Source organism: Arthrobacter crystallopoietes, from assembly GCF_002849715.1.
Lineage (GTDB): Bacteria > Actinomycetota > Actinomycetes > Actinomycetales > Micrococcaceae > Crystallibacter > Crystallibacter crystallopoietes.
The window spans coordinates 3,497,149-3,513,355 of record NZ_CP018863.1 but is presented as its reverse complement, the minus strand read 5'-3'; the positions used below and the strand labels follow the sequence as shown (position 1 = coordinate 3,513,355).

Below are 16,207 nucleotides of genomic sequence, written 5' to 3'. Positions count from 1 at the left end.
GCACGGCCGCGACGGGCACAACGCACCCAGCCCCAACGCAATGTGGCGAGCACCATGGCCGCCGCGTCAGGCAGAATGTACCTATGGCCCCTGACGATATCAATGACATTTCCATCCGCGACGACATGATCCGGCTGGGACAACTGCTCAAGCTGGCGAACCTCGCCGAGGACGGGAACGAGGCCAAGGAGTTCGTCGAGCACGGCATGGTGCAGGTCAACGGGGAGATCGAGACCCGCCGCGGCCGCCAACTGCACGCCGGGGACACGGTCACCGTCAACGGCGAAACCGTTCGCGTCGTTCACGAGTAGGCCGGGCGCTGCATTCAACGGGGCGCTGCATTCAGCCGGGCGGCAGTGCTTGCAAGCGGCCTGGCTGCCGGGCAAGCCGCGCCGTCGCTGTAAAAAGCCAAGCGCCGCCGTCGTTCTTCGGCAGCAGCGCAGGAGCTTGACAACCAAATAACGACGACGGCGGCACGGGTTTGCGTGCGGGAGTTTACTTCGCGTTGAGCACCTTGTACGTCAGGAATTCCTTCACGTGGGCGAGTTCCTGTGCGTTGATGCCGTGGCCGATATTGGCATAGAGCACCTTGGTCAGGTCGACGTGCTCGTTGAGCCAGGCATGGCTGTACTCGATCTTGTCCGGCGTGATGACCTGGTCTTCCTGGTCGCGGCCCCAGAACACTGCGGGCTTGAGCGACTTGACCGCCTCGTCGTTAAAGAACGGGTCGCCGTCGGCAGGGATCACGAAGCCGGAGAGGCCGATGACTGCGGCGATTTCCTCGGGGCGGTGGCGCATGATGGACGTGGCAACGGCCATGCCCATGGAGAACCCGAGGACGGAAACGCTGCTGTGCTGGTCCTTGACGGTGTCCAGCCAGGACCACACGTCAGCGGCGGACTTGGTGACCTTGTCCACGGAGAAATCCGGCTCGTGCATCAGCGGGAACCAGGAGAAACCCGGTCCCAGGGCGACGGGCGCGCGGACGGCGGCAACGGTGAAGTCTTCGGGCAGCCCCGGAACCAGGCCCATCAGGTCCTCTTCGTTGGAGAGGTAGCCGTGGAAGAGCACCAGCAAGGGAGTGCCGGCCCGCTCGGCTTCAGGCTTGGACCAGACGACGACGGGCTTATAAGTAGTTTCGGTCATGCTGCCATTCTGACACAGTGATACTTGAAGCTTCAAGTTGAGACGCGGGGTCTTTGCCAATGAAGAGCCGCTGGAGCAGGATGAACTTGTGAGTAACTTGCCTGAGGCCGCTTCGCGACCGCTCGAAAGCGCCCGCCATCCCTGGAGCCGCTTTGTTGCCATCGGAGACTCGTTCACGGAGGGGATCGGCGATCCGGATCCGGACAGCCCCGGCGGTAACCGCGGCTGGGCCGACCGCGTCGCCGAGGAGCTGGCGCGTGACCACCCGGATTTCGCCTACGCCAATCTCGCCATCCGCGGACGGCTGCTGCAGCAAATCATCGATGAGCAGGTCGGCCCGGCGGTGGAGCTCGCACCGGACCTGATCAGCTTCTGCGCGGGAGGAAACGACGTCCTCCGGCCGGGCTCGGATCCGGACGCCCTGGCCGAGAAAATCGATGTTGCCATCGAAACGCTGGCGGCATCGGGGGCGACCATTGTCCTGTTCACTGCCCCGGATGTCGGCGATACACCGCTGATCGGCAGTGTCCGCGGCAGGGCGGCTATCTATAACGAAAACCTACGCACCGTGGCTACCCGGCATGATGCGGTCATCGCCGACATGTGGGCCTTGCGGGAGCTGAAGGATCCGCGGATGTGGGCGCCTGACCGGTTGCATTTCTCGCCCCTGGGCCACCACACCATCGCCGCCATGGTGCTGGACGCGTTGAACGTGGAGCACAGCCTGCAACCCGAAATCCCCAAGCCGCTGCCGCCGAAGAACTGGCGCACCGCCCGCGCCGAGGATCTGGTCTGGGCCCGCCAGCACCTGTTCCCCTGGGTCGTGCGGGCTCTGCGCCACCAGTCACTGGGCGACGGGGTCTCCCCCAAGCGCCCGACGGCCGGTCCGATGTTCGGCCCCGGCATGCCGCCCGGCGCGGCCGGATAAAGGCTGGCTGAGCGTGGATTCCGCGGACAGCGCGCTGGGCGATCAGAAGACTTCCGGTGCTGGTGGGCTCAATGAAGAGTCTGCGATCGCAGCGGGGATTGTCCGGCACCGGCTGCTCGCGCAGCAGCTGTGGGGAGAAGGAGCGTACGACGCCGGGGCCTCCTTGCGCTCATTGCTCGCCGTACAGGCGCAGGAGCATGCGTATGCCCGGTGGACATTGGCGCAACGGTGCCGTGGCCAGGCCAGGGACAACGCGGCAGCCGTGGATGCGGCGTTGTCAGCGGGCACTATCCTGCGGACCCATGTGCTCCGGCCGACCTGGCACTTTGTCCTTGCGGAGGATCTGCGCTGGCTGATGACTTTGTCCGGCCCGAGGCTCAGGACCGGCAATAAGACCCGGGACCGGCAGCTCGGGCTCGACGCGGAGATCGTCGGCCGCAGCAACGACGTCCTCGGCGCGGCCGTAGACGGTGGCCGGCACCTGACCCGCGACGAACTGGCCGCGGAACTCGAACGGGCGGGTCTGCTGGCGGATACCGGCGAACGGCTCAACGGGGCACCCCTGCGCGGGCAGCGCCTGGGCCATCTGGTCTTCCATGCGGAAATGGACCAGGTGCTGGTCAGCGGCGTACCTCGGATCAGCGAAAGCGGCGCGGTCCGCCAGACCTACGCGCTCTTCGACGAACGGGTGCCGGCCCTGGCAACGGACTACGACCGCGACCAAGCACTTGCCGAACTTACCCGGCGCTACTTTTCCAGCCGCGGACCCACCACGGTCAAAGACTGCGCCGTCTGGTCCGGCCTGACACAGGCAGACATCCGGCGCGGGCTGGCTGTGCTCGCTGCAGGCAGTCAAGAAGACGTACGGCCGGGCGACCGCTCCCAAATGCAGTCGTTCAGCGCCGACGGCTACCACTTCATCATGGCCTCCGGCCCCGCACACTCTGCCACGGAAGCGGCCACCGCCGGATCAGACGTTGGCCTCGCACCACCCAGCGCTGCGCCGGCAGCCCCTCGGATCGACTTGATCCAGTGCTACGACGAATACGTCATGGGGTACACACCGACCAGACACTACCTGGGTGGGACGGCCCCGGCCTCAGTCGCGAGCAAGCAGCCCAGTCACGTGGTCCTGTTGGACGGGCGCATGATCGGAAACTGGCAGCACACGCTGAAGCCGGAGTCCGCCGTCGTTAGTATCTTGCTGCACCGGACGCTGGGGCCGTCGCAGCAGTGCGCACTGGATGCCGCCATCGCCCGGTATGAGACTTTCCTAGGCCGCCCTGTCACGGTGGACCTGCTTGACTGAATTTTGCCCGGATCAGCTGCGCGGGAAGAACTGGGCAACCAGCTCGTTGTGCAGCTGGTGGATGTCCGTCAGGAAGCCGTCGTGGCCGGTGGGCACCTCGATCATGTGCACCTTGGGCGGTGTGGGCAGCGCTTCGGCCAGCTGGCGCGACTGCTCCGGGAAGTACAGCCGGTCGGAGTCCACCGCGGCGATGAAGAAGTCCGTGTCGACGTCTGCCAAGGCCTGCTGCACCGAGCCGCGGCCGCGCGCGACGTCGTGGCTCATCAGGGCTTCGGTCATCAGGATGTAACTGTTTGCATCGAACCGGCCCGCCAGTTTGTTGGCCTGGTGGTCCAGGTAGCTTTCCACGGCATACCGCCCGCGCTCTGCCGGGTTGGCGCTGCCGAAGGGCTGCTCGGTCCCCTGGGCATTGCGGCCGAAGCGGTACTCGAATTCGGGCTCGGACCGGTAGTTGATGTGCGCGATCCTGCGCGCGATGCCGAGGCCGGCGTCGGGCGCATTCCCTTGGTAGTAGTCGCCCCCGTTGAAGTTCGGATCGAGCCGGATGGCCAGCACCTGCGCCTGTGCGAAGGCGATCTGCTCAGCAGTGCTTGCCGCACCGCAGGCTATCACCGCACAGCGGGCGGTCCGCTCCGGGTAGGTTGCGGCCCATTCCAGCGCGCGGGCACCGCCCATGGAGCCGCCGAGAACTGCATGCCAGCGCTGGATCCCCAGCTGGTCGGCCAGCCGCGCCTCGGCGTGGACCGAATCGCGGATGGTCACCAGCGGGAAGCGCGAGCCCCAGGGCTTGCCGTCAGGCGCCGGGGAGGACGGGCCGGTGGAGCCGTAGCAGCCGCCGACCATATTGGCCGCCACCACGAAGTACTCGTTGGTATCGATCGTGGCGCCGGGCCCCACCAGCGCATCCCACCAGCCCGCCTCATCCGTATCTCCGCGCGCCACATGGGTGCTGCCGGTCAAGGCATGCGCAATGAGCACGGCGTTGGAGGCATCCTCGTTGAGAGTGCCCCAGGTTTCGTAGCCCAGAACGGTCTCGGGCAGAAAACCGCCCGTTTCCAGCTCGAGGGCTCCGATGGACGCGTAACGCAAAATGCCGTCCGCCACCGTGTCCAGCAGCTCCTGTGGTTGCAGAGTTGTCAATGCTATGCCTGTGATTCCTTCATGAGGCCGCGCTCAGGCGGCACCCTTGGATGCGCGGAAACCGGCTTCGAGGTCCGCGAGAATGTCGTCGATGTGCTCGATGCCAACGGCCAGCCGGACCAGTCCCGGCGTGACACCGGCGGCGGCCTGCGCCTCCGGGGACAGCTGGGCATGGGTGGTCGACGCCGGGTGGATGACCAGCGAGCGGACGTCGCCGACATTGGCCACATGGGAGTGCAGTTCCAGTCCGTCGACAAAGCGCTTGCCGGCCTCGAGCCCGCCGGCGATCTCGAACGCGATGATGGCGCCGGTACCCTTGGGCCCGTACTTACGGCCGCGCTCGTACCAGGGACTGGAAGGCAGGCCGGCGTAGGCAACGGAGGCAACGGCGTCGTGCTTTTCAAGCCATTCGGCCACCTTCTGCGCATTCTCCACATGCCGCTCCACGCGCAGGCTCAGTGTCTCCAGGCCCTGGGCAATCAGGAACGCATTGAACGGAGCGGCGGAGGAGCCGAGGTCACGCAACAGCTGGACGCGGGCCTTGAGGATGTAGGCCAGGTTCGCGCCGAGCGCGCCACCGACGCCGAGGTCGCGGGCGAAGACCAGGCCGTTGTAGCTCTCGTCCGGCGTGTTGAAACCGGGGAACTTCTCCGGATCCTTGGCAAAGTCAAAGTTGCCCGAATCCACGATCACGCCGGCGATGGCGCTGCCGTGGCCGCCGAGGTACTTGGTGGCCGAATGGACCACGATGTCGGCGCCCCACTCGATCGGGCGGATCAGGTACGGGGTGGCCAGCGTGTTGTCCACGATCAGCGGCACGCCTGCTTCGTGGGCGATGGCGCTGATGCCTTCGACGTCGAGCACGTCCTGGCGCGGGTTGGACACGGCCTCGCCGAAGAACGCCTTGGTGTTCGGCTTGACGGCCGCGCGCCACTGGTCCAGGTTGTCCGGATCCTCGACGAAGGTCACCTCGATGGCGAACTTCTTCAAGGTGTTCTTGAGCAGGTTGTACGTGCCGCCGTAGAGGCTCGGGCTGGCGACGACGTGGTCGCCCGCCTCGGCGACGTTCAGGATGGAGAACGTGGACGCCGCCTGGCCGGAGGACAGCAGCAGTGCTCCGACGCCGCCTTCCAGGTTCGCAATCCGGTTCTCCACGGCCTCGGTGGTCGGGTTGCCGATCCGCGTGTAGATGGGCGCCAGCTCGGCCAGCGCGAAACGGTTGGCCGCGCTTTCGGCACTCGGGAAGACGAACGACGTCGTCTGGTAGATGGGCAGGGCACGCGCGCCTGTTGCGGTGTCCGGCTCCTGGCCTACATGGATCTGGCGGGTTTCGAATGACCAGTCGTTTGACATGTGGAACTCCCTCTTGTCTCAAAGGGGTCTGCCCGGGAACCGGATTTCCGGCATTTTTCCTCGGGTGACCCGCGCTTGCGTCCCGCCTGATGGCGGGAGCCTGGTCCTCACCCGGGGCACCCCACCGCGGTTGGAGGGTTGCCGGCCAGCTAGCCGGGGCTTGTTGCTGGCACTCATGACCTGTATCTAGGTTCGGCGACGGGCACTTTTTCAGCAAGTATGTGACGGCGTGTGAATGTCAGTTAGGACACCCTTAGTCGAGAGGCACATCACAAAATGCCAAAATGAGGCATGCGTTTCGATCATGTCTCATATGCCTGTGAACCCGATGGCCTGGCGGCTACAACCGAACGGATTTCGGCAGCCCTGGGTATCGAAGCCGTCAAGGGCGGCGTCCATCCCCGCTTTGGAACCCGCAACATGATTTTCCCCCTGACGGACCATCATTATCTTGAGGTCGTCGAGGTGCTGAACCACCCCGCGTCGGACAAGGCGCCGTTCGGCCAGGCCGTACGTGCCCGCTCCGAAGCAGGCGGCGGTTGGATGGGCTGGTGCGTCGAGGTTGACGATCTGGCTCCGTTCGAGGAGCGGCTGGGCCGCCATGCGGTGCCGGGCGGCCGCAAGTTCCCGGACGGCCGCGAACTGACCTGGCAGCAGATCGGCATTAAGGGCCTTATCGCGGACCCGCAGGTTCCGTACATGCTGCGCTGGGACGAGGGCACCGAGGAGCTGCACCCGTCGAAGGCGTATCCTGCGACGGCGAAGCTGATCGGGTTGACCATCGGCGGCTCCTCCACGCGTGTGGCGGACTGGCTGGGAACACCGATCGACGCGTTGCTGGATGATGTCAAGGTTGCCTGGACGGCGCCGAACGGCACCCCGGGCATCATGTCCGTACGGTTCGAGACCGACAAGGGCATCGTCGAACTCTAACTGCACCTTTTCGGAGGCTTTCGCTCCGCTTTGGTATTGGCTCTACTGAGCCAGTATCCAAAGCGGAGCATTTCATTTGCCGGACACTGGGAAGACGCCGCGGCGGGAGAAGTTATTCGCCGATGCCGATGGCGGAGCCGAAGAGGGCGTAGCCAACGAACCCTGCGATGTCGAGCACGGCATGGGCTATCACAAGCGGCATCACGCGTTTGGTGCGGGTGTAGGCATAGCCAAAGACGAGGCCCATCAGGAAGTTGCCGATGCCAGGCCCGATCCCCTGGTACAGGTGGTAGCTGCCTCGGATCACGGCGCTGGTGAAAATGATGGTCCAGGTGCCCCAGCCCAGCTTGGCCAGCCTGTTGAAGAGGTAGCCGACCACAACGACTTCTTCCAGCACCGAGTGGCGCAAGGCGGACAGAACCAGGACCGGGACAGTCCACCAGTATTCGTCCAGTGCAGCCGGGACTATTGCCGTCGTAATGCCCAGGGCGCGTCCGCCCGCATAGACACCTAAGGTGCCCGCACCGATCAGCAGGGCCAAACCGAAGCCCAGTCCAAAGTCCACGCCCGGCCGGCAGAAGGTAAACCCGATCTTCCGGAAGGCCTCGCGGGCGCGTTCGCCCGGTGCCGTCAGCAGGAACAGCACCAGCGCCACGGGGACCAGGGCAAAGAAGATTGCCAGCAGCTGGTAGAGCAGGTCGAACAGCTCCCGCTCGTTCAGGACAGGATTCAGCGCCGTGGTCTGCGACCCGAGCGGCGCCCGCGTCATCTTTTCCAGCAGGTTCACAATGGCGTAGACGGCAGACTGACCCAGGGAGAGCCCCAGAACTATCAGCACTTCGGCGCGGTAGTAACGGCGGGTGCGGGGCACGGTGTCGGTGGCTGCGGTCTGGCTCTGCATGGGTCTATCTTGCCAACTCCTGCTGGGAGCGTGCTCAACAAGGACGGATCGGCGCAATCCCGCGGCCTGGCTCTGGACGCCGGGGAACCCGCGTGCGAAGGTCAAAAGACAAATAAACAGCCGAAGGAGAGGGAGGCCCGGCGTGCTCAATCTGGAACCAGCCGCGCGGCAGGTGGCGGAAATTGTCAAGGGCATCGGGGACGGTCAGCTGGCCGGGCCAACGCCCTGCGAGTACTACAGTGTCGGGGACCTGCTCGATCACTTCATGGGCCTGACCGTCGCGTTCAGGGACGCGGCGACCAAAGCATCGATGGAGCCGGGCTATGACTCTGTGCCGCCCGACGCCCCGGACAATCGTCCCTCGGCTGCGAATCTGGACCCGGATTGGCGGAACCTCCTCCCCCAGCGCCTGGATGACCTGGCGGCTGCCTGGCAACATCCGTCCGCCTGGCAAGGTATGGCGCAGGCCGGCGGCGTGACCATGCCGGCCGAGCTCATGGGCCTGGTGGCTACCAACGAGTTGGTGGTGCACGGCTGGGATTTGGCCGCGGCCACGGGCCAGTCGTTCGACGCCGACACCGCCAACCTGCAGGCGGCCTACGAATTTGCCGAGCTTTCTGCTCAGGAAGGCGAAGCCCGCGAGGGCTTGTTCGGCCCGGTCATCGAGATTCCCGCCGATGCACCGCTGCTGGACCGTTTGCTGGGGCTGACGGGACGAAATCCCGGCTGGACCGCGAAGTAGCGGCAGCCGGCATCCCGGGTCAGCGTACCCATGGGAGCGGCAGGCAATCAGCGGCGAAAATCAGCGCACTTGCACGCCCGCGCGCCAGACCGCGGCGGTCAGCGGCATGCCGGGCCGGTAGGCCAGATGCGTGGCCGAGGGCGCGTTAAGCAGATGCAGGTCGGCCCGGTGTCCGACGGCGATCGAGCCCACCGCCCGCTGACCGTCGACGTCGGCGCCAACGTGCTTGCCCAGGGCAAGGGCGCCCGCAAACGTCGCCGCCCGGACTGCCTCCTGGACGCTCAGTCCCATCTGCAGGACCGCCGTGGTCACGCAGTAGTTCATCGAGCTTGTGTAGGAAGTGCCCGGATTGCAGTTGGAGGCCAGGGCGATTTCGACGCCGGCATCGAGCAGTTGCCGTCCCGGTGCCAAGGGCTGCCTGGTCGAGAGATCGCAGGCCGGCAGGCAGGTGGCCACGGTGCCGCGCTCCCCCGTCCCGGCCGCGCGGTCCCACCCGGACCAGCTGTCGGCCAGCGCTTTCACATCGGTGTCCGCCAGATAGTTGACGTGGTCCACACTGGCGGCGCCGAACTCGACGGCGAGCTGCACGCCCGGCCCCTCGCCCAGTTGGTTGCCGTGCACGCGGAGTCCGAGCCCGGCATCGCGGCACGCTGCCAGCACACGACGCGACTGCTCCTCGTTGAAGGCGCCGCGCTCGCAGAACACGTCAGCCCACTGCACGTATGGCCGGACCGCCTCAAGCATCTCGCCGCAGACCAGCTCCGTGTAGGCATCCGCGTCCATCCCGTCCGGAACCAGATGGGCACCCAGATAGGTCACCTGGTCCGCCACCGTGGAGGCGATGCGCGCGGACCGCGCCTCGTGCTCCACATCCAGCCCGTAACCGGTCTTCGTCTCCAAATACGTTGTTCCGCCGGCGACGGCCTCGGCGACACGGCCCATCAGCAGCCGGGTCAGGTCGAAATCGTCCGCGGCCCGGGTGGCCCCGGTGGTCACGGCGATCCCGCCGGCCGCATAGCTTTCCCCCGCCATCCGCGCCTCGAACTCAGCAGTCCGGTCCCCGGCGAACACCAGGTGGGTGTGCGAATCAACCCAGCCCGGCAGCAGCGCGCGGCCTTCGGCGTCGTACATTTCATCGGTTTGCGGCGCCTGGCCAGCGGGTCCGATCCAGCTGATCCGCTCACCCTCAATAACGACGGCGGCGTCGCGCAGCACTGAGCCGGCCCCGCGTGCCGGGTCCTGGGTCATGAGCTCGCCGATGTTGGTGATCAGCGTGGACTTGCTAGCGGTCATTTTTGGAGGGCTCCCTTGGCTGCGGTGTCGCCGGTTGCTGCGGCGTCGACGTCGGTGATGGCTGCCGCGAGCAGCCGGGCGGGATCGCCCAGCGTCGCGTGGATGCCTTGGCGGGCGGCGAGGCGACCGCCGACGACGACGGTCCTGACGTCCTGCGCGGTGGCGGAAAGTGCCAGCTGGTCCGGCTGCGAGCCGATGGTGCGCAGGCTGCCGGGGTCCACCGCCATCAGATCGCAGTACTTCCCCCGTTCGAACCCGGGCAGCCTTCTGCCCTGCGAGCGGGCGCCGGCGTCCGAGGCCGCCTCGTGCAAGGCTTCGGGCGGGAACCAGCCGCGCTGGCCGGACCGGAGCCGTTCGCCATGTTCGAGGGCCCGCATTTCCAGCCAGGGATCGACGACGGCGTGCTGGTCCGTGCCGAGCGCGATGCGCGCCCCGGCGTCGCGCAGTGCCGCTGCCGGACCGATGCCGTCCGCCAGGTCCGCCTCGGTAGTCGGGCACATCACCACGGTGGCATGGGCGGCGCCGAGCATGGCGATGTCCTGCTCCGTCAGGTGGGTGGCGTGGACGGCCGAAAGCCGGCGGGTGAGCAGGCCGCTCCGGCGCAGCAGCGCCGTCGGGGTCAGCCCGGTGGCCTGCAGGCAGGCTTCGTTTTCGGCGGGCTGTTCGGAAAGGTGGATGTGCAGCGGAATCTCCGGCGGCAGCTTCTCGGCAATGACCGGCAGCACGTCGGCGGGCACCCCGCGCACCGAATGCAGGGCGGCACCAACAGTGACCTGGTCCGGACTGAATTCCCGTGAAATGGCTTCGCGCAGGGACTCCAGCCGCGACAACCACGCGTGGACATCCGGATCGCCGAACCGCAGCTGTTCCGGCGAGAGCTCCTGCCCGATCCCGCCGGCGAGATAGCAGGTGTCCAGCAGCGTCAGCCTGATCCTGGCGTTGACCGCCGCCCTGGCCAAGGCGAGCTCCATGGCATGGGGGCCGTCGGCTCCGTTCGAGGCTGCGCTACCGCTGCCGTCCGCGCTGCCGTACGGGTCTGTGCTGCCGGCGCTGGCCTCGCTCCGGGCACTCCCCGGGCTGCCACCATTGCCTGTGCTCCCGTACGGCGTGCCGTCGGGACGGTGGTGGACGTAGTGGAATTCGGCCACGCTGGTCCAGCCCGTCACCACCATTTCGGCAAAGACGGCTGTGGCCAGCTGCTCATACAACGCCGGGCTCAACGCCCCGGCCGCACGGTACATCTGCTCCCGCCAGGTCCAGAAACTGCCCACGCCCATGTCATGCGTGCGGCCCCGCAGGACCCGGTGGAAGGCATGCGAGTGGGCGTTGGAAGCAGCCGGAAAGGCTACGCCGGAGACGGGCAGGTCCGAGGCCTTCCGCTCCGCGCCCAGCTCAAGCCGGGTCACAATTCCGGATTCGTCCACCTCCACGCGCACGCCGGACACGACGCCGCGCCCGCGGATCCAGGCGGCTTCGCACCAGACGCTCACAGCAGCCCCTCCAGTACGTCGGCCAACGCACCCGCGCCCGCGTCGGCGTCGTCGTCCTCAACGTGTTCTTCCGGCGAGTGGGAGATGCCGGTCGGGTTGCGCACGAAGATCATGCCGGAGGGCACATAGCCGGCCAACACACCGGCGTCATGGCCAGCACCTGTGGCGAGCACCGGCGCCCCGGGCAGCGCATTTTCGAGCTGCCGCTGCAGTGCCGCGTCGAAGTGGACCGTGCCGGAATAGGACTCCTCCGTCAGCGTCACGGAACAGCCCTCGAACGCGGCGATCTTCTGTGCCTTGCCGTGGATCGCCTCCACGAGGGCGGCGGTCACGGCGTCTTCCGGATGCCGGACGTCGAGCCACAATTGGACCCGCGAGGCGATCACGTTGGTGCCGCCGGGGATCGGTTCCAGCCGCCCCACCGTGGCGCGGGCGTCCGGCTGGGCGGCGGCCGTTTTCTGCACGGCAAGAATGATCTGCGCTGCCGCCACCATGGGATCCGCCCGGTCCTGCATCAGGGTGGTTCCGGCGTGGTTGCCCTGGCCGCTGACCGTCAGCTTCCAGCGTCCGTGGCCCAGGATGGAACTGCCGACGGCGATCGCCGGCCCCTCCTCGCCGAGGCCGCGGCCCTGCTCAACATGCAGTTCGACGAAGTCGCCGATCCGGGCCAGCGCTTCCTCGTCCCGCCCGAAGTGCTCCGGGTCCAGCGCGTTCCCCCGCGAGACGTCCGCAAAGGTATTGCCGTCCGCGTCGCGCAGGTTCCGGGCCTTGTCCGGATCGATGGCGCCGGTTAGCAGCCGCGAGCCGAGGCAGGCCACGCCGAAGCGTGAGCCCTCCTCCTCGGGGAAGACCGTGATGGCGAGGGACCGGTTGGGCTGCACCCCGCGCTGCCGCAGGACGTCGACGGCGGCGAGTGCCGAAGCAACACCGAGCGGACCATCGAACGCGCCCCCGCCGGGGACCGAGTCCAGGTGGCTGCCGGTGACCAGCGCACCTTTTTCGGGTGCGCCCCACCAGGCCCAGATGATGCCGTTGCGGTCCGTCTCGACCTCCAGCCCGCGCCGCCCGGCCTGTTCGACGAACCACCCGCGCAGGTCCAGCTCCGCCGTCGAATACACCGGACGCGAGTATCCGCCGCGGACAGTATCACGGCCGACGTCGCTGATTGACTCGAGCAGCTGGGAAACGGTTTCCAAGGAGGACCTCCGGATGGGACGGGCGGACAGGAGAACGGGGAAAGACGAACGGGTGGGACGGGGCGGGATCAGGACTCGGTCATCGGTACCCGCACCCCGCGCTCGGCAGCAACCTCAACGGCCCGATCGTAACCCGCATCCACGTGCCGGATCACTCCCATGCCCGGATCGTTGGTCAGCAGCCGTTCCAGCTTCTGCGCCGCCAATTCGGTGCCGTCGGCAACGGAGACCTGGCCGGCGTGGATGGAGCGGCCGATGCCGACGCCGCCGCCGTGGTGGATGGACACCCAGGTGGCGCCGGAGGACGTGTTGACCAGCGCATTCAGCAGCGGCCAGTCGGCAATCGCGTCGGAACCGTCCGCCATAGATTCGGTCTCGCGGTACGGGGAAGCCACGGAACCGGAGTCCAGGTGGTCGCGGCCGATCACGATCGGCGCAGAGACCTTGCCCTCGGCCACCAGCCGGTTGAACAGCAGCCCGGCCTTCTGCCGCTCTCCGTAGCCCAGCCAGCAGATGCGTGCCGGTAGACCTTCGAACTCGACATGCTCCTGCGCGGCGTCGATCCAGCGGTGCAGGTGTTCGTTCTCGGGGAATAGCTCCTTGATCGCCTCGTCGGTGACGCGGATGTCCTCCGGATCGCCGGACAGAGCGACCCAGCGGAACGGGCCGAGCCCTTCACAGAACAAGGGACGGATGTAGGCAGGCACGAAGCCGGGGAACTCGAAGGCCCGGTCATAGCCGCCCAGACGTGCCTCGTCGCGGATGGAGTTGCCGTAGTCGAACACCTCGGCGCCGGCGTCCTGGAACTCCACCATTGCCTGCACGTGGCGGGCCATGGATTCCTGCGCCTTCTTGGTGAAGCCCGCGGGGTCGGCCTTGGCCTCGGCGTCCCATTGCTCCACCGAGTACTCCAGCGGCAGGTAGCTCAGCGGGTCGTGCGCCGAGGTCTGGTCGGTGACGATGTCCACGCTGATCTCGCCGGTGTGGTGGCGGCGCAGCAACTCGGGGAACACCGCGGCGGCATTGCCCACGTAGCCCACGGACAGCGGCCGCTTCTCCGCCTTGGCGCGCATGACCTTGGCCAGCGCGGCGTCAAGATCCGTTTCCACCTCGTCCAGGTACCGCTTGCCGGCACGGCGGCGCAGGCGCGTCTCGTCGACGTCGACTATCAGGCACGCTCCCTGGTTCAGCGTCACGGCCAGCGGCTGCGCGCCGCCCATGCCGCCGCAGCCGCCGGTCAGGGTCAGCGTTCCGGCCAGCGTGCCATTGAACCGCTTGTCGGCGACGGCGGCGAAGGTTTCGTAGGTGCCCTGCAGGATGCCCTGGGTGCCGATGTAGATCCAGGACCCCGCGGTCATCTGGCCGTACATCATCAGCCCTTCGGCCTCGAGCCGGCGGAACTCGGGCCAGTTGGCCCAGTCCCCCACCAAGTTCGAGTTGGCGATCAGCACCCGCGGCGCCCATTCATTGGTGCGGAAAACGCCCACCGGCTTGCCGGACTGGACCAGCAAAGTCTCGTCCTTCTCAAGGGTGGCCAGCGTGCGCACAATCGCGTCGTAAGCTTCCCAACTGCGGGCCGCGCGGCCCGTCCCGCCGTAGACCACCAGATCCTCGGGGCGCTCGGCGACCTCGGGATCCAGGTTGTTCATCAGCATCCGCAGCGGCGCCTCGGTCTGCCAGCTCTTGGCCGTCAGCTCGGTGCCGCGGGCGGCGCGGACGGTACGGGAGGAATCATGTTGCGTGAAGGTCATTTCTGAAGGCTCTTTCTCTGATGGAAGCGGGTAGTTATCCGGCTGTCAGGCTAGGAACAGGTTAGGAAGTCCGGGGACTAACGACGGCGGCATCCCCGCCTGGGGCGGCAAAGACGCGGCCTGCTTCGGCAGCCAGCAGGGCGCCGAAGGTTTGGGCGGCTTCGGCGGTGGTGCGGTAGCTCGGCGCAACAATGCTCAGGGCGGCGACCACCTTGGAACCGGCCATTACCGGGGCGGCCACGGCGGTGATGTCGGGCTCGACGCCTTCGGCCACGACGGCGAAGGACCCGGGCGCCACCTTGCCCTGCAGGGCTTCCCCGGCGGCGCTGCCGACCATCGGGAACGTACGGCCCACCCAATTGATGTGGCGCACGGTGTGCGTGCCTTCCTCGATGGCCAGGTACAGCCCGTCGGTGCTGCCTGCGGCCACGCTGAGGTAGGCGGATTCGCCCGTCCGGGAAACCAGTGAGCGCAAGGCATCCTGGCTGGTCGCGACCAGCGATTCGTGGCTCAAGGCCTGGACGCCCAGCTGGACCATGCGGAATCCCGGCCGGTACAGCCCGTCCTCGCGTTTGGCTGCGAAGCCGTTGGCTTCCAGCGTCCTCAGCAGGCGAAGCGCCGTGCTCGCCGAAAGGTCTGCTGCCTTGGCCGCATCGGCGAGTTTGACGCCGTCGTTCTCGCAGACAACGCGCAGCAGACCCAGGGCGCGGTCGGCGGCACGGGTAGTGGCGTCCGGCGCCGCAGCGGTGTCTGTAGTGGTGTCCACCATGCCAGTGCCTTTCCGTCGGGATCGTCGTTTCATCGACGTTGCACTTAGTAAAACATCAATTTCATCTAGTGGCAATGCCCCTTTTTTCACTCCACCATTGACGGCAGGGCGATCGCTCTGTACCTTTTCCCTATTAGCCCATAAATTTTACTGTCTGAAATGGCCTTGCCATTCAGCGGCAGAACTGGAGAAATTCCCATGGAAAAGCTCTTCCGCGGATCCACTACCAAGCGCCGTACGTTCATGACGGGCGCGTCCGCCGCCGCCCTCACGGGTCTGCTGGCGCTGACCGGCTGCGGATCAGGCAGCCCGTCGGCTCCGGAGAACGCCCCGAATTCCAATGGCGCCGCGCCCAAGGAGGGCCTGGACCAGGTGAGCGTCGGGCTCATCCCCATCACCGACGTCGCCCCCATCTATCTGGGCATGCAGGAGGGCTACTTCGAGGACGAAGGCATCCAGCTCTCCGTCCAGCTCGCCCAGGGCGGCGCGGCGATCGTGCCGGCCGTGATGACCGGTGAATACCAGTTCGGCTACTCCAACGTCGTCTCGCTCCTGATCGCCCAGGACAAAAAGCTGCCGGTGAAGGTCGTCTCCAACGGCTCGAGCTCCACCAACGTGCCGGGCGAGGATGTCACCGAGGTGGCAGCCATGCCCGACAGCGGCATTGATTCCGCTGCGGACCTCGTGGGCAAGACGGTGGCGGTCAACGCCCTGAACAACTTCGCCGACGTGACCATCCGCAACTCCATCGAGGAAGCCGGCGGGGATCCGCAGGACGTGAACTTTGTCGAGATGCCCTATCCCAATATGCCGGCGGCACTGGAGCGCGGGGACGTGGACGCGGCCTGGACCACCGAACCGTTCCGCACGCAGATCCTGGAGGCCGGCGGCGAGATCGTGGCCAGCCCCATGACGGACCTGACCGAGAACTTCGATTCGGCCTTCTACTTCACTTCCGAGCAGACCCTGCAGGAAAACCCGGAGCTGGTGGAACGCTTCACGCGTGCGCTGGAGAAGTCCTTCGCCTTCGCGATGGAAAACGAGGACGAGGTCCGCACCATCATCCAGGACTACGCCAAGATCACGCCGGAACTGGCCGAGACCGTGGAAATGTCCAAGTGGTATCCCGAGGTCAACATGGACGGACTGCAGAAACTGGGCACCGCGGCCCAGAAGTACGGAGTGTTGGAAAACGAGCCGGACTATGATGCCCTGATTGCCAAGTAGCCAGATCCGCCCAGCCTCCCACGCCACCG

At 66.7% G+C, this 16,207-nt stretch carries 15 protein-coding genes and 1 riboswitch; of the genes, 6 read left to right on the top strand and 9 right to left on the bottom strand.

Annotated features, from left to right (window positions below):
* Positions 1–83: 83 nt before the first annotated feature.
* A complete protein-coding gene (locus AC20117_RS16250) occupies positions 84–311 on the top strand; it encodes an RNA-binding S4 domain-containing protein (protein ID WP_074702771.1) in 228 nt (75 codons plus the stop codon).
* Positions 312–495: 184 nt separating this feature from the next.
* Here the strand turns inward: AC20117_RS16250 and AC20117_RS16245 are convergent, their stop codons facing one another.
* The gene (locus tag AC20117_RS16245) at positions 496–1,146 is read right to left on the bottom strand and encodes an alpha/beta hydrolase (RefSeq protein ID WP_074702772.1); all 651 of its coding nucleotides are present in this window, start codon (positions 1,144–1,146) and stop codon (positions 496–498) included.
* A gap of 88 nt (positions 1,147–1,234) precedes the next feature.
* On the opposite strand from AC20117_RS16245, the gene AC20117_RS16240 reads away from it, so the two are divergent.
* Both AC20117_RS16240 and AC20117_RS16235 read left to right on the top strand, forming a co-directional pair.
* Complete coding sequence (locus tag AC20117_RS16240) at positions 1,235–2,074, top strand: SGNH/GDSL hydrolase family protein (protein ID WP_074703463.1); 840 nt, start codon at positions 1,235–1,237, stop codon at positions 2,072–2,074.
* A 13-nt stretch (positions 2,075–2,087) separates the two neighbouring features.
* Complete coding sequence (locus AC20117_RS16235; protein WP_236777347.1) at positions 2,088–3,383, top strand: winged helix DNA-binding domain-containing protein; 1,296 nt, start codon at positions 2,088–2,090, stop codon at positions 3,381–3,383.
* 12 nt (positions 3,384–3,395) lie between these two features.
* Here the strand turns inward: AC20117_RS16235 and metX are convergent, their stop codons facing one another.
* Positions 3,396–4,523, bottom strand: a complete 1,128-nt coding sequence (gene metX / locus AC20117_RS16230) for a homoserine O-acetyltransferase MetX (protein ID WP_074702773.1) — start codon at positions 4,521–4,523, stop codon at positions 3,396–3,398.
* 33 nt (positions 4,524–4,556) lie between these two features.
* On the bottom strand, positions 4,557–5,876 hold the full coding sequence (locus AC20117_RS16225) for a bifunctional o-acetylhomoserine/o-acetylserine sulfhydrylase (RefSeq protein WP_074702774.1): 1,320 nt from the start codon (positions 5,874–5,876) through the stop codon (positions 4,557–4,559).
* Positions 5,877–5,942: 66 nt separating this feature from the next.
* Positions 5,943–6,057, bottom strand: a riboswitch (SAM riboswitch).
* Positions 6,058–6,167: 110 nt separating this feature from the next.
* On the opposite strand from AC20117_RS16225, the gene AC20117_RS16220 reads away from it, so the two are divergent.
* Entirely contained in the window at positions 6,168–6,809 is a 642-nt protein-coding gene (locus AC20117_RS16220) for a VOC family protein (protein ID WP_074702775.1), read from the top strand.
* A 112-nt stretch (positions 6,810–6,921) separates the two neighbouring features.
* Here the strand turns inward: AC20117_RS16220 and AC20117_RS16215 are convergent, their stop codons facing one another.
* The gene (locus AC20117_RS16215; RefSeq protein WP_074702776.1) at positions 6,922–7,710 is read right to left on the bottom strand and encodes a CPBP family intramembrane glutamic endopeptidase; all 789 of its coding nucleotides are present in this window, start codon (positions 7,708–7,710) and stop codon (positions 6,922–6,924) included.
* 142 nt (positions 7,711–7,852) lie between these two features.
* On the opposite strand from AC20117_RS16215, the gene AC20117_RS16210 reads away from it, so the two are divergent.
* Positions 7,853–8,452 (top strand): TIGR03086 family metal-binding protein, encoded by a 600-nt coding sequence (locus AC20117_RS16210; RefSeq protein WP_074702777.1) that lies wholly within the window; start codon positions 7,853–7,855, stop codon positions 8,450–8,452.
* A gap of 60 nt (positions 8,453–8,512) precedes the next feature.
* Here AC20117_RS16210 and hutI read toward each other — a convergent pair whose 3' ends face one another.
* The 5 genes from hutI to AC20117_RS16185 form a co-directional block, all read right to left on the bottom strand.
* On the bottom strand, positions 8,513–9,745 hold the full coding sequence (gene hutI, locus AC20117_RS16205; RefSeq protein ID WP_074702778.1) for an imidazolonepropionase: 1,233 nt from the start codon (positions 9,743–9,745) through the stop codon (positions 8,513–8,515).
* A complete protein-coding gene (locus AC20117_RS16200; RefSeq protein ID WP_074702779.1) occupies positions 9,742–11,235 on the bottom strand; it encodes an amidohydrolase family protein in 1,494 nt (497 codons plus the stop codon). The genes hutI and AC20117_RS16200 overlap by 4 nt, the downstream gene beginning before the upstream one ends.
* Positions 11,232–12,431: an allantoate amidohydrolase gene (locus AC20117_RS16195; RefSeq protein ID WP_074702780.1), complete on the bottom strand. Its 1,200-nt coding sequence runs from the start codon at positions 12,429–12,431 to the stop codon at positions 11,232–11,234. The genes AC20117_RS16200 and AC20117_RS16195 overlap by 4 nt, the downstream gene beginning before the upstream one ends.
* Positions 12,432–12,499: 68 nt before the next feature.
* Positions 12,500–14,182, bottom strand: a complete 1,683-nt coding sequence (gene hutU / locus AC20117_RS16190; RefSeq protein ID WP_074702781.1) for a urocanate hydratase — start codon at positions 14,180–14,182, stop codon at positions 12,500–12,502.
* A gap of 61 nt (positions 14,183–14,243) precedes the next feature.
* Entirely contained in the window at positions 14,244–14,951 is a 708-nt protein-coding gene (locus tag AC20117_RS16185) for an IclR family transcriptional regulator (RefSeq protein ID WP_074702782.1), read from the bottom strand.
* Between the two features lie 198 nt (positions 14,952–15,149).
* Between AC20117_RS16185 and AC20117_RS16180 the strand changes: the two genes are divergently transcribed.
* A complete protein-coding gene (locus tag AC20117_RS16180; RefSeq protein ID WP_074702783.1) occupies positions 15,150–16,178 on the top strand; it encodes an ABC transporter substrate-binding protein in 1,029 nt (342 codons plus the stop codon).
* Positions 16,179–16,207: the final 29 nt, after the last annotated feature.